This window comes from Nonlabens sp. Hel1_33_55, from assembly GCF_900101765.1.
Taxonomy (GTDB): Bacteria; Bacteroidota; Bacteroidia; order Flavobacteriales; family Flavobacteriaceae; genus Nonlabens.
Genome location: NZ_LT627735.1, coordinates 929,502 through 942,329, shown reverse-complemented (window position 1 = coordinate 942,329; position 12,828 = coordinate 929,502). Strand labels below are relative to the sequence as shown.

The following is a 12,828-nucleotide window of genomic DNA, read 5'->3' as shown; positions in this document are numbered from 1 at the left end:
TTTTATTAAAATTTAATTCTGTTCTTCTTAGTTCTTCAATGACTGCATATCAATTACAAAACGATATTTCACATCACCGTCAGTAACGCGATCATAAGCCGTATTGATTTCATCCATGTTGATCATTTCAACGTCACAAACGATGTCGTTTTCACCACAAAAGTCCAACATTTCCTGAGTCTCTTTAATACCACCAATTAAAGAACCTGCAATACTCTTGCGACCCATAATGATATTTCCACCATTCATAGGTTCAAGTGGTTCAATGGCACCTACCATCACCATGGTAGAATCTCTTTTCAATAATTGTAGGTATGGATTGACGTCATGCTTTACAGGAACTGTATTTAGTATAAAATCAAAAGATCCACGGTGTTCTTTCATAGCGTCCTCATCCTTTGAAACCAAAACGCCGTCTGCGCCTAATCTTTTGGCATCTTCTGCCTTATCTGGTGATGTAGTAATCATGATCGTTTCTGCTCCCATAGCAGCAGCAAATTTGATTCCCATGTGTCCTAATCCACCTAGACCAACTACTCCAACCTTATCACCTTTCTTAATGTTCCAGTGACTTAATGGAGAGAAGGTGGTTATACCTGCACAAAGCAATGGCGCAACGGCCTTAGTATCGAGGTTTGTTGGTACTTTAAGTACAAAGTGTTCCCTAACAGTAATACTAGTAGAATATCCACCATAAGTATGACCGCCTAAGTGCTTATCTTTTCCATTATACGTACCTACCATACCTTCTTCACAGAATTGTTCAAGATCCTCTTCACAGGCACTACAACTCAAACAGGAATCTACCATACATCCAACTCCAACAAGATCACCTTCGCTAAAATTGGAGACATCTGCTCCTACTTCAACTACTTTTCCTACAATCTCATGTCCTGGAACGGAAGGATATTTTGCATTTCCCCAATCATTACGAACTGTATGTATATCACTGTGACAAACACCACAGTATAAAATGTCAATTTTGACATCATTTGCATTCAAATCGCGACGCTCAATGGTCATCTGTTTTAAATCTGCCTTTGAATCTTGTGCGCCGTAAGCTTTTATTTCTGTACTCATTTTTTATTTTGTCTAATTATCAATTCTTTTAAAAATAATAGGTGTTCCAGGACTACTCGGTTAAGTTGTAGTTAAAGATTGAAGTAAATGGAATGGCTAGTCCAGATTGGTTTAAGTTTAACTTGAATTTCGCTTTCGCGAAAGCGAGAACCATAAAAACCACCTATGTCCGTACTGAGTTTGTTGATCTATTTTAGTGGTATTGCATTTCTGTTTTTTGGTGTAACCTGTCTTCTTACACCGAGGATGAAGCTCGAGTTTACCAGATTTGGTCTTTCTACAATTCAACGCCAGATCACTGGAGTTCTGCAAATCGCGGGTTCCATAGGTTTATTACTATTCACCTACAGTCTATTGATTGCCGCGATATCTGCAGCAGGTCTTTCAATTCTTATGCTTTTAGGCTTTATTACAAGAATGCGGATCAAGGATTCTGTCTATGAATCCTCGCCCGCATTTATTTTTATGATCCTTAATGGGATCATTGCTTATAAGCTGTGGATCTTGATTTAAATAAAGATTACGATTATTGAAAGAATCATAAATATGGCAGCTGGCAATGATTTTTTAGGAGGATCACCTACCTTAAAATGCATTGATATAGCAACGGCCATCATTAAAGCAATTCCTGCCGCTCCAATCCATTCTATGCTAGGAAATAGGTTTGAAGGATAGAATATCGAAATGAGTAATAAAACGGCGAAAAAGCATTTCAAAGTTCCCACAATGACCATCATGCTTTTTGAAAGTCCATATACCGCAAACTCTTCTCTCATGGTCGTAGCGTTTTGAGCTCTCCAAGGAGTTGCTTTTTTTCTATTGAGTAGCCACACATTTAAAATGCTAAGCCCTATCGCTAGTTTAATTATTATTTCTAAAACTTTTAATACTGTGTAGTCCATGGGGTTGGTTATTATTTATTAGCACTAAATTATTGTAGCTACTGTGAGTAACCTCTAAATTATCTCATAAAAAAACCGCCTTGCTCAAGGCAAAGCGGTTCTTCAAAATGAAAGCTGTTTCTTAACCTTTCACTTCTTGTTCTGCATCACGACGCATTTCTTCACCGGCAACAATACCAACTTCAACGCGACGGTTTTGTGCACGACCTTCTGCTGTGTCGTTTGTAGCAATAGGCTGCTCTTCACCATGGTAAGTTACTACCATGCGATCTGTAGCTATCCCATCAGTAATTAGGTAATCACGAACTGCAAATGCTCTTCTTTTAGAAAGATCCATGTTGTAAGCAGCTTCTCCTTGGCTATCAGTATAACCTGAAACAAGTATTTCTGTTCCTGGATAATCATTCATTACATTTACCAATTTATCCAAAGTTGCTTTTGAGGATGCGTTGAGACTAGCCTGATTAGTTGCAAATTTTACTCCACTACCTTCATCAAAAGTTACTACAATTCCTTCACCTACTCGTTCTACTTGCGCACCAGGAATTTCTTGAGAAATTTCTTGTGCCTGCTTGTCCATTCTACGTCCTATCACGTTACCAATAACACCACCTAAGGCAGCACCAGCAACAACACCTTCAGTTTGGTTATCTCCATCACCTACGTTATTTCCGATAATAGCTCCAAGGATTCCACCTGCAGCAGCACCTATTGCGGTACCACGTTGTTGTTTATTGGTATTTTGTAATGATTGACAGCTTACGATTAGTAATAATGCGGTCACTATACTTAAAATTCTAGTTTTCATAGTTTTAATTTAATTTATTAGGGTTGATTGTTGTTATTCAGCTAATTTTCTGAAGTTCATATTTACTTTAACGGTGTTACCGCCTACAAGAACACTTTGACTCCATACCATACTAGTTTCAGTAAGGTTGTTTACGTTCAATCTAAAACCAGCATCGGTTTCACTTTTGTAATTATCACCAGTTGGTTTCAACAAAAGATCGCCTTCGATGATATCTTTAGATCCAGGTATTACCCATACAAAGTTTCTCGTTCCTGTATTACATGACGGAGATTCGATGGAATAGCTACCACGATTATTGTTAGCTACAAAATACCACTGACTTCCTTCAAAGCACTGAGCACTTACGTCTTGTAATAAGGTTGACTTAAACTGGCCATTACCTGTATAAGTTACCGAATCAACGACCCAGTTACCTCTAACAGTTCTTTCAGTTTGTTTGATGGCGTTTTGAGTACCACCACAGCCTACTAGTAAAAGTGCAGTAATCGCACTAAAAAGAATATATTTTTTCATTGGTTTAAAATTTGACCCGAAATTATAAGAGTTGTAGCCACAGATTCCAAAGATTAACGATGTTTAACTAGGAATAGTTAAAAGCATATTAAGTAAAACAAGAGAATCTTTACTTCATACGCAGCCCTGCGCGGTATTCCTATCTTTGCAAAAAAAGACATGAAGACATTATTGATTTTCGTTTGTTTTTTTATGCTAATCGGTTGTGATTCAACAGGAAATGAAACAATAGCAGCAAGTAATCAACCAAATGCATTAAGGAACGATGTGCCAGACGCAGCAAATCGAAGTCTAAGCCCAGAATTTAAAGATTACTGGTATGCTGGAGTTGCAGAGATCAGTAATTATGATCTCAAGATCACTAGATATGGCGAGGAGCGTGATGGAAATGCAGTTCTTATTTTTGTTACCGAGCCTTTTGACGCTTTAGACCAAATCAAAGCTGATAAAGACAAGGAGACTAACAGATCTGTACTGAAATTGAACGCTACCCGAGATTTTTACACAGGAATCTATCCCTATAAAATTATGAGTAGTACTTTTTTGCCGCTGGACAAAGAAGAAAATGCGATCAAAGTAGCAACGTCCATTCAAGAATGGTGTGGTCATACCTACATGCAACTCAATAATAAAGGTGACAAATATGATGGTGTCCTTTATAGTTATTTCCAAAGTGAAGGAAATACAGAGTTTACCGTTGAAAATGTCATGTTGGAAAATCAAATCCCAAATCAGCTGCGCATCGATCCCAAGCTTATGCCTACGGGCGATATCAAAATCATTCCATCTACAGAATACTTGAGATTGACTCACAATCCCACGGAAGCACTAATGGCAACTGCAAGTTTAGAGATGCAGGATGACCAATTCATATATAGTGTTATATATAATAATGGCAGAAAGATTTCCTATACATTAGAATCCACAAGTCCTTATAAGATTTTATCGTGGTACGAAGAGTATCCACAACGTGGCAGTATATCAACATCCACTGCCAGTTTGAAAAAATCTTTAAGAACACCGTACTGGAATCAAAACAGCAACAAATATTCGGTATTAAGAGATAGTTTAGGCTTATGAAAGAAATCTTAATACAACCAGAGGTCATAGCGACCTTGATCATATTGTTCATCGCCTTTATCATTCACAGAAGTGTTATCTGGAGTGCTGGTAAGTTGAGCAAGAAAGTAGAGCGGTCTAAATTACGCAAGCAATACTTGAACCGCTATGTAGGCTATGTGATATGGAGTCTTACTGTAATAGCAATTGTTTTTGTTTGGGGATTGAGTCGCGGTGAAACTTTTTGGGTGGCGCTGGGTTCCACATTTGCCGTGGTAGGTGTGGCATTATTTGCCAACTGGAGCATTTTGAGTAATGTCACTGCCAGTTTCATTTTGTACTTTACGTTTCCCTATAAAATAGGCGATCGCGTAAGAATTCATGATAAGGATTTACCAGTAACCGCAGTTATTGAAGACATCAAAGGTTTCTATACAATTCTTAGAACTGCCGAAGGTGAACTTATCACCTACCCCAATAACCTGCTGCTTCAAAAAGGAGTTAGTATATTGTACAATCGTGAGGAGTCTATCTTTGATATTGACAAACACGCAGAAACCGATCCTACCGCCAGATAATTAAATTTACCATGGACTTAAAAGACCAACTTAAAAACCTATTCCCAGAACACGAAGTGCCTCAAGAGCCCGAAGCTGAAAAAAGTGACATTTGGTTACAAGATGATCCATTGGAATGCCGCTTTGAAAAGCGTAAAGGGAAAGTCAACACCATCATAGCCGGTTATACTGGAGCTACAGAGGACTTCAAAATCTTGGCAAAAGACATCAAAACCTCATTAGGAGTTGGTGGCAGTTTCAAAAACGATACCATCATCATCCAGGGAGATTACAGAGACCGCATTATGGAAATGCTTAAAGAAAAAGGATTTAAGGTAAAGCGCGTTGGCGGTTAATGTCACCATCTTTTACTTATAAGATCTGGAATATTTCGCTTTCGCGAAAGCGTAATTCCTCAATCTTCACACAGAAAAAGTACCTTATTAACAATCAGACAGCGCTACATTAACGGCAAGGCCGCCTTCACTTGTTTCTTTGTATTTGGAATTCATATCCTGAGCGGTTTGCCACATAGTTTCAATCACTTTATCTAGAGGTACCTTAGCATTTTTTGCATCAGTATCTAGTGCCATCTCGCAAGCGTTAATCGCTTTTATGGAGCCCATAGCGTTGCGCTCAATACATGGAACCTGAACCAATCCGCCTATTGGATCGCAAGTAAGTCCTAAATGGTGTTCCATGGCAATCTCGCTGGCCATTAAAACTTGTGCAGGCGTGCCGCCCATTAATTCAGTTAATGCGCCGGCAGCCATAGCGCTGCTTACACCTATTTCTGCTTGACAACCGCCCATTGCTGCACTTATAGTAGCTCCTTTTTTGAAAAGCGATCCGATCTCACCCGCGACCAATAAAAACTTTTTGATGTGTTTGAAATCGGCTTGATGGTTTTCAATGACTAGATAATACATCATTACTGCTGGAATGACTCCAGCGCTTCCATTAGTAGGCGCTGTAACTACGCGACCTAAAGAAGCGTTTACCTCGTTGACTGCAAGTGCAAAACAAGAAACCCATTTAAGGATTTCCCTGAATTTTACCTCTGTGGATCGTATGGCTTCTATCCATTCTTCCTTGTTGGTGTATCCTTCGCCTTTCTGCAAACGCTGGTGCGTATCAAAGGCTCTACGTCGTACATTCAAGCCACCAGGCAGAATACCTTCTGTATGACAACCGGTATACATAGAATCCAGCATCACATCCCAAATATCTTGCAATCTCGAGTCTATTTCTTCTGGCTCATTGAGATATTCCTCATTCTCTAGAACAATCTGGGAAACCGGTTTATTCTCTCGCTCGCAATAAGCTAATAATTCAACGGCGTTGGAAACAGGTCTGGGAAAGCATTCAAAAATAGCACGTTGTCTAGCGGCTCTCTTTCGCTCCTTCTGAACAAAAAAACCACCGCCTATGCTGTAATATGTTTCAAAAATAACCTTACCCGTATCTATAATAGCTTTGAAACGTATACCATTGGGATGAAACGGTAAAAAGTTTCTATTGAAACGAATAGCAGTCTGCGGATTGAAAGTAATCAGATAAACACCATCCAGTTGAAGCAATTTTTGATTGGTGACATAATCTATCGTTTCTGGAATTTCAGAAATATCACAGGTTTGAGGATCTGAATTTGTCAGTCCCAAAATCACAGCGATGTCTGTCGCATGTCCTTTTCCTGTCAACGACAGTGAGCCATAAAGATCAACTTCAATGGACGATACATTTCCCAAAAGATTTTTGTCGCGCAGTTTTCCTAAAAAATTACGAGCCGCACGCCACGGTCCCAGAGTATGGGAACTCGATGGACCAACGCCTATTTTAAGCATGTCAAACACGCTAATTGCTTCAATTTTTTTGGGAGTTTCTGCCATTGTAATTGCAACTATTTTGAAGGTTCAAATATAACTTTTTGGGATGCTTAAGAGAGCTGCGTTATCTTTAAATAGCAAGCCATGTTTTCAGATTATCTCAAAGAAAAAGCCATAAAGAAAAATTCTTTATGGCTTACTATTTATTGTAAAAGCTGTTTAAGACCTGGCTGCCTTTTCCTGCTCCAGTTTTTTTGCTTCTTTCTTCATCTTTCTTTTTTCAAGCATGGTTCCCGTGATCCAGTAAGGAATGGCAAAAGCCGTGAGGAAAATCATCAACCAGAATCCTATTGTAAGAATGGCCGCAAATGCTAGAAAGCCTAAATATTGATCAAATTCAAACATAATTTTTATTTAGATACTGCAAAGATAAGGGCTGCGCGTATAAAATAAAACCTGCAACAATACTTTATTAACAAAAATGTCTGACTTGTTGTGGATAAGATTGAAAGTTAGTCCGCTTTCGCGAAAGCGAGATAAACCACCTACACCACTGCAAATCTTTAGAACAATTTATTGCCGATGTTCCAGCCATAAGCGCTATGACTGCTATATTTGTTTAAAATCAACTCCATGGAATACCGTATAGAAAAAGACACGATGGGACCAATTGAGGTCCCGGCAGATAAACTATGGGGCGCGCAAACGCAGCGTTCCAGAGAGAATTTTAAAATAGGGCCATCTGGCAGTATGCCGTTGGAAATCGTTTATGGATTTGCCTATTTGAAAAAAGCTGCTGCTTACACCAATGAAGAGTTAGGCGTACTTGCTGCCGAAAAACGTGATCTTATCGCACAGGTTTGTGATGAGATTCTAGAAGGTAAACATGACGATCAATTCCCGCTAGTGATCTGGCAAACAGGTTCTGGAACACAATCTAACATGAATGTCAACGAGGTGATTGCCAATCGTGCGCACCAGATTGCAGGAAAAAAAATAGGTGAAGGCGACAAAACCATCCAGCCTAATGACGACGTGAATAAATCACAAAGTAGTAACGATACATTCCCTACGGGTATGCACATTGCCTGCTATAAACGCATTGTAGAAGACACCATCCCAGGAATTATCCAGTTGCGCAACACGCTGCACGAGAAAAGCCAGGCATTTAGCGATGTCGTAAAAATTGGTCGCACTCATCTCATGGATGCAACACCATTAACGCTGGGTCAGGAATTTTCTGGATACGTTTCTCAGCTCGATCACGGTATCATCGCTTTGGAAAATACGCTGAATCACCTAAGCGAATTAGCATTAGGAGGAACGGCAGTTGGTACTGGACTAAATACTCCAGACGGTTATGATACAACCGTTGCTCGCTACATAGCAGAATTTACGGGTCTTCCGTTTAAAACGGCAGAGAACAAATTTGAGGCTTTGGCAGCACACGATGCTCTAGTAGAAACTCATGGAGCCTTAAAGCAAGTCGCAGTTTCTTTAAATAAAATTGCTAATGATATAAGAATGCTCGCCAGCGGACCACGTAGCGGAATTGGTGAAATCATCATTCCAGCAAACGAACCTGGTAGCTCAATTATGCCAGGAAAAGTGAATCCAACCCAATGCGAAGCATTGACTATGGTAAGTGCTCAAGTTATGGGTAATGATGTAACTGTAAGTGTTGGTGGTATGCAAGGCCAGTATGAACTCAATGTATTCAAACCGGTTATGGCGGCAGCAGTATTGCAAAGCGCCCGCTTGATAGGTGATGCCTGTAAAAGTTTTGAAGAGCACTGCGCCGCAGGGATTGAACCCAACCATTCTAGAATAAACGAGTTGGTGAATAATTCGTTGATGCTGGTAACGGCCTTAAATACTAAAATAGGCTACTACAAAGCCGCCGAAATAGCTAACAAAGCACACGAAGAAGGAACTACTTTAAAAGAAGCAGCAGTAGCTACTGGCTATCTAACTGCAGATGAGTTTGACGAATGGGTCAAGCCTGAGGACATGGTTGGGAAGAGATAATTTGTTTCTGAACCAGATATAAAAGCTCAACCTGCAGGTTGAGCTTTTTTTTGCTTAGATAACTACAGTTGAGTGAATTTGAAGGCGAATAAAAAAACACAACATTATTATAAACCTTAGTGTCTAAAGGTTTAAAGGCAATACTTTGTGCTCTTATTACATATATAAACCAATTTGATTATGAAAAAGTACATTTTAACCATTGCGGCTGTAGCCTTACTTTCTACGGGTGCCATTTCTTGTAAAGAGGATACTAAATTTGACAATTTAGAAGACAAACTAGAGCAACGTTCAGACGATCTGGAAGATGCTTCTGATGATATAGGTGACGCTGCTGATGATCTAGAAGATGCATTGGAAAATTTACAGGATGCACTCAAAGAAGTGGAAAACAAAGAAGACAGGGAAGCAATACGTAAAAGAGTCAATGAAATCTTTGACAAAATGAACATTCAACTTGATAAAGATATGTAGGTAAATCTTTACTAAGAATTACTGATTACGTTTACCGTATTAAGAAAAAACGCAAACCTAAGGTTTGCGTTTTTTTATGAATACTCTTTTGACGATTAGTCTTGATTATTAATGCCTTTGCCGTGTTTTAATTTCTTCCCATAAACCTTCTTCTCACGCCATCTGGCAAATCCTGCGAGCAAGGCTACAAAAGCTAATGATCCAAATATCGCATTGTAGGATATAATCTGATCACCGCTAGCATAACTATGCAGTCCAGTTAAGTAAAAGTTTACCCCAAAATAGGTCATCATCACACTGTAAAAAGCGAGGACAGACCATAAGTTAAACGTCCAGCGGCCTTTCAAGCCTGGAACCAATCGTAAGTGCAAAACAAATGCGTATACAAATATGGTGATGAGTGCCCAAGTCTCTTTTGGGTCCCAACCCCAATAACGTCCCCAACTTTCGTTTGCCCACATGGCGCCCAAGAAGTTTCCAATCGTCAACATGATCAAACCTACGGTCAGGGAAACTTCGTTGATATAAGTCAGCTCCTTGATATTGAGATCCATTTTCTTTTTGTTCTTAGTGGTAGAAAAGATCATCAGGATCAGAGATACTAATCCTAATATCATTCCCAACGCAAAAGGGCCATAACTACCTACAATTACAGCTACGTGGATCATAAGCCAATAGGAATCCAATACCGGTTGTAAGTTGGCAATGGAAGGATCCAACCAATTCAACTGCGCGACCCATAAAATGATGGCCACCACAAACGCCGTACTGGCGATCGTCATCTCACTCTTGCGACCAAACATGAGTCCAAACGCCATCGTTGCCCATGCTACATAAATCAAGGATTCATAAGCATCCGACCATGGTGCGTGACCACTTAAATACCAACGAACTCCCAAGGATAATGTATGAACTAAGAATATTCCGAAAATCGCATACTTATGAAAGATAATCGTCCAGCGTATTTCTTTCATAGGCCTAACAATCTCCACAATCAAAAGGATTAACATGATGATTCCAAACCATACGTACCATTTGTACAAGCTCTTGAAAACATCATACTTATTGTAAAGGATCTCTGCCTCAATTTTATCTTCTGATGGCATCACTTCTGCGCCATAAGCGCGCTGGAATTCAAAGAGACTGTTGAGTGCAGTGTTGGCTCTTAAATAATCTCCAGTCTGATTGCCTTCATTCAGTAAAGTAGTGTAAGCAGGTATAAAGTCTCGAACAAAATTATAATCGCCTTCTCTTTCAAAGCCGGCATCGTCGCGTTCCAATGAGGAGAACCACGTGTTATTCTCGGCATTTGGATTAGGGAAAATCTTTAGAATGGAACCACTAATCACTTGATCCAACAAACCAACGCTAAAGTTGATATCAATAAATTCGTTTTGGATGTTGGTCTTAACATCGGCGCGGTTAGCATCGTCTAGGAATGGACTTAGTTTATAACCGCCAACTTCTCCGTTTGGTTTTCTGAAGAAATCCATACCGCTGGCAAAAGAGCGGCTCTTATCCACATCAATAACAGATCTTAATGAATCGTTCTTGTAATTCATTTTGATAATGGGAACCTCAAACCAAAGCTGCCCCATTTGCATCATGCTAATAAGCGTTTGTTCTGGTGAAAGTCTAACCGTAGAATCACCAACCTTAGCTTCATAGTAATCACGCTCTGACATACGACGCAGTACTTCAGAAGCTAGCGTCGCTATGGGTTTCATGCGACCATTGTCCTGCACCACTACTCTACCAAAACGGTCTGCTTGAGCCTTGGGAACCATGTTTGCCACGATAATACTGTCCAGAACACGCAGTGGTATTTCTGGTAATACCTGTGGCTGCACTAGCGCTGTTTGCTCTGACTTCATGGCATCAGCAGGCATGTTGGTGCTCACACCTTCTCGACTTTCCATGGATGTGTCACTGTCAGTGGTCTCATGGTTATGACCTACGTGACCTGCAGCTGCCGGTTGCTGGATGGCGTGGTTATGACCGGTGTGATCTACTTGCAAACTATCTGCTTGCACAGGTGGCGGTTGAAAGTTCGCTTCCGCGAAAGCGAAACTTCCCATCATCAAAACCGCGATCATCAAGGTTTGTTTTGCTTTGCGCTTCTCCACTCTATTGATCAATCTGCGCAACTCGCCGAATCTTGTATTAGGATCAAAAATCAACGCCATCATGGCGATATACAGCAAAATGTAACCTGTATATGTAACGGCCTTTCCCCAGAAATCATGGTTGACAGAAAGATGCGTTCCCAACTCGTCTGGATCAAAACCAGACTGAAAGAATCTGTAGCCAGCTTTATCTAAAACGTGATTCATGTAAATATGCTCGTCTGTCTTAGTGCTATCAGGATTGGTGACAACCACTTTACTTTCGTAAGAAGAATAAGCTTTTTCTGTACCTGGATATTTGTTAGCTATAAAATCATTAAGTGTAATACTAAAAGGCAGCTCACGCTCAATCGATCCATATTTGATATAAAACTTCATACCGTTAATGTCTGTACTGGAAAAGTCAGTGAGAATACCTTTTCCACCTAGTATCTCAATTTTTTGCTCTTCTCCACCGCTGCGTAGGGTTCCTATTAATCCGTACGCTTTTGCTGCCGTAGGCTCTGGGCTGGCCACGATACCAACCTCACCTTGCTGGATGGGTTCTGGAATTACAAACTGCATTCCAGCCATGTTGTACAACGATCGCAGCTGTAAAGGTTGGAGAGAATCTGGATAGACATCTCCTTTTTGCTGATCTGCCATACGTAGATAATCGCCTTCGAAAGGTGTCTGGATCGAGTAACCATTCCAGTTCTCTATGATGTTGATCATCCCTTTATCTGCAGCCTCTTGAGGATCTTTGTTTACCGCAAATAAAACACCGTGTATACTAGCTTCTTCTCCATCTTTGATAAGGTGATCATGTCGCGTACCGCCACCAGCTTCAACGATCTTTAAATATCTATCACCGCTTTCACTAGGTTTTAAACCTTCAACCGCATCATAGATAAGTGTATCTATTTGTAAGCTGACATCCTCATCATAAAAGCTAAAGGTTTCTACATCGTCATAATCATACCGACTTAACAATATTTTCTCCTTGACCTCACGTTGCATGGGGTTACCATCAGAATCTTCGCCTTGGATCAAAACGCTATAATAAGTTTCATCACTTAAAAAAGTATCCTCAGTCTGGCCTTCACGTATTAACATCATTCCTTCATAAGAAATGTATCTAGTAATTCCAGCGCCTATAATGATCAAGATCCATGATAGGTGCATGGTGAGTGTAGCCCATTTTTTCCACTGCCATAATTGGTAGCGTTTGATATTCCCAATAAAATTGAGCATCAACCATAGTATTAGCAATGAAAACCACCAGGTATTGTAGACCCAAAGCTTAGATGTAGGTGTGTCGTATGAATTTTCAATAAATGTTCCAACCGCCATGCTTATTGCAAAAACGAGAAGTAAAACAGACATGGTTCTAGTGGAGAAAAGAATCGCTATTATCCTGTCTTTCATAGGTGTTTTTAAGAGTGTGCAAAGATACTTTACAAAAGCCGCACT

Annotated in this window: 13 protein-coding genes; 6 read left to right on the top strand and 7 right to left on the bottom strand. The window is 40.0% G+C overall.

Annotated elements, in window-relative coordinates:
• Positions 1–27: 27 nt before the first annotated feature.
• Positions 28–1,080, bottom strand: coding sequence for an NAD(P)-dependent alcohol dehydrogenase (locus BLO34_RS04100; protein WP_090752848.1), 1,053 nt, complete (start codon positions 1,078–1,080; stop codon positions 28–30).
• A gap of 165 nt (positions 1,081–1,245) precedes the next feature.
• Here BLO34_RS04100 and BLO34_RS04095 point away from each other — a divergent pair, with 165 nt between their 5' ends.
• Positions 1,246–1,593 (top strand): DoxX family protein, encoded by a 348-nt coding sequence (locus BLO34_RS04095; protein ID WP_090752847.1) that lies wholly within the window; start codon positions 1,246–1,248, stop codon positions 1,591–1,593.
• On the opposite strand, the gene BLO34_RS04090 is transcribed toward BLO34_RS04095, so the two are convergent.
• The 3 genes from BLO34_RS04090 to BLO34_RS04080 all read right to left on the bottom strand — a co-directional run bounded on the left by BLO34_RS04090 (position 1,590) and on the right by BLO34_RS04080 (position 3,306).
• Positions 1,590–1,982, bottom strand: a complete 393-nt coding sequence (locus tag BLO34_RS04090) for a DoxX family protein (RefSeq protein WP_090752844.1) — start codon at positions 1,980–1,982, stop codon at positions 1,590–1,592. The two genes, BLO34_RS04095 and BLO34_RS04090, sit on opposite strands and share 4 nt — an antisense overlap.
• Positions 1,983–2,103: 121 nt before the next feature.
• Positions 2,104–2,790 carry an OmpA family protein gene (locus BLO34_RS04085; RefSeq protein ID WP_090752841.1) on the bottom strand — a complete coding sequence of 229 codons (687 nt, stop codon included), beginning with the start codon at positions 2,788–2,790 and terminating at the stop codon, positions 2,104–2,106.
• Between the two features lie 33 nt (positions 2,791–2,823).
• Complete coding sequence (locus BLO34_RS04080) at positions 2,824–3,306, bottom strand: lipocalin family protein (protein WP_090752839.1); 483 nt, start codon at positions 3,304–3,306, stop codon at positions 2,824–2,826.
• A gap of 159 nt (positions 3,307–3,465) precedes the next feature.
• Here BLO34_RS04080 and BLO34_RS04075 point away from each other — a divergent pair, with 159 nt between their 5' ends.
• From BLO34_RS04075 to BLO34_RS04065, 3 genes are read left to right on the top strand one after another with little or no spacing between them, the layout of a single operon-like run.
• Entirely contained in the window at positions 3,466–4,386 is a 921-nt protein-coding gene (locus tag BLO34_RS04075; RefSeq protein WP_090752836.1) for a septum formation inhibitor Maf, read from the top strand.
• Entirely contained in the window at positions 4,383–4,943 is a 561-nt protein-coding gene (locus BLO34_RS04070; protein WP_090752835.1) for a mechanosensitive ion channel domain-containing protein, read from the top strand. The genes BLO34_RS04075 and BLO34_RS04070 overlap by 4 nt, the downstream gene beginning before the upstream one ends.
• Positions 4,944–4,954: 11 nt before the next feature.
• On the top strand, positions 4,955–5,278 hold the full coding sequence (locus BLO34_RS04065) for a translation initiation factor (protein ID WP_090752832.1): 324 nt from the start codon (positions 4,955–4,957) through the stop codon (positions 5,276–5,278).
• 87 nt (positions 5,279–5,365) lie between these two features.
• Here the strand turns inward: BLO34_RS04065 and BLO34_RS04060 are convergent, their stop codons facing one another.
• A complete protein-coding gene (locus tag BLO34_RS04060) occupies positions 5,366–6,811 on the bottom strand; it encodes an L-serine ammonia-lyase (RefSeq protein ID WP_090752829.1) in 1,446 nt (481 codons plus the stop codon).
• A 156-nt stretch (positions 6,812–6,967) separates the two neighbouring features.
• On the bottom strand, positions 6,968–7,153 hold the full coding sequence (locus BLO34_RS04055) for a hypothetical protein (protein WP_090752825.1): 186 nt from the start codon (positions 7,151–7,153) through the stop codon (positions 6,968–6,970).
• A 228-nt stretch (positions 7,154–7,381) separates the two neighbouring features.
• On the opposite strand from BLO34_RS04055, the gene fumC reads away from it, so the two are divergent.
• Together fumC and BLO34_RS04045 are read left to right on the top strand one after the other, a co-directional pair.
• Positions 7,382–8,776, top strand: a complete 1,395-nt coding sequence (gene fumC / locus BLO34_RS04050; RefSeq protein WP_090752824.1) for a class II fumarate hydratase — start codon at positions 7,382–7,384, stop codon at positions 8,774–8,776.
• Positions 8,777–8,956: 180 nt separating this feature from the next.
• On the top strand, positions 8,957–9,250 hold the full coding sequence (locus tag BLO34_RS04045) for a hypothetical protein (RefSeq protein ID WP_090752822.1): 294 nt from the start codon (positions 8,957–8,959) through the stop codon (positions 9,248–9,250).
• A 95-nt stretch (positions 9,251–9,345) separates the two neighbouring features.
• Here BLO34_RS04045 and ccsA read toward each other — a convergent pair whose 3' ends face one another.
• Positions 9,346–12,783, bottom strand: a complete 3,438-nt coding sequence (gene ccsA / locus BLO34_RS04040; RefSeq protein ID WP_090752820.1) for a cytochrome c biogenesis protein CcsA — start codon at positions 12,781–12,783, stop codon at positions 9,346–9,348.
• Between the last annotated feature and the right edge of the window lie 45 nt (positions 12,784–12,828).

Bases quoted from the DNA above. Each gene is read 5' to 3' on its own strand.
- BLO34_RS04100 (WP_090752848.1), bottom strand. From the start codon at position 1,080: ATGAGTACAGAAATAAAAGCTTACGGCGCACAAGATTCAAAGGCAGAT.
- BLO34_RS04095 (WP_090752847.1), top strand. From the start codon at position 1,246: ATGTCCGTACTGAGTTTGTTGATCTATTTTAGTGGTATTGCATTTCTG.
- BLO34_RS04090 (WP_090752844.1), bottom strand. From the start codon at position 1,982: ATGGACTACACAGTATTAAAAGTTTTAGAAATAATAATTAAACTAGCG.
- BLO34_RS04085 (WP_090752841.1), bottom strand. From the start codon at position 2,790: ATGAAAACTAGAATTTTAAGTATAGTGACCGCATTATTACTAATCGTA.
- BLO34_RS04080 (WP_090752839.1), bottom strand. From the start codon at position 3,306: ATGAAAAAATATATTCTTTTTAGTGCGATTACTGCACTTTTACTAGTA.
- BLO34_RS04075 (WP_090752836.1), top strand. From the start codon at position 3,466: ATGAAGACATTATTGATTTTCGTTTGTTTTTTTATGCTAATCGGTTGT.
- BLO34_RS04070 (WP_090752835.1), top strand. From the start codon at position 4,383: ATGAAAGAAATCTTAATACAACCAGAGGTCATAGCGACCTTGATCATA.
- BLO34_RS04065 (WP_090752832.1), top strand. From the start codon at position 4,955: ATGGACTTAAAAGACCAACTTAAAAACCTATTCCCAGAACACGAAGTG.
- BLO34_RS04060 (WP_090752829.1), bottom strand. From the start codon at position 6,811: ATGGCAGAAACTCCCAAAAAAATTGAAGCAATTAGCGTGTTTGACATG.
- BLO34_RS04055 (WP_090752825.1), bottom strand. From the start codon at position 7,153: ATGTTTGAATTTGATCAATATTTAGGCTTTCTAGCATTTGCGGCCATT.
- fumC (WP_090752824.1), top strand. From the start codon at position 7,382: ATGGAATACCGTATAGAAAAAGACACGATGGGACCAATTGAGGTCCCG.
- BLO34_RS04045 (WP_090752822.1), top strand. From the start codon at position 8,957: ATGAAAAAGTACATTTTAACCATTGCGGCTGTAGCCTTACTTTCTACG.
- ccsA (WP_090752820.1), bottom strand. From the start codon at position 12,783: ATGAAAGACAGGATAATAGCGATTCTTTTCTCCACTAGAACCATGTCT.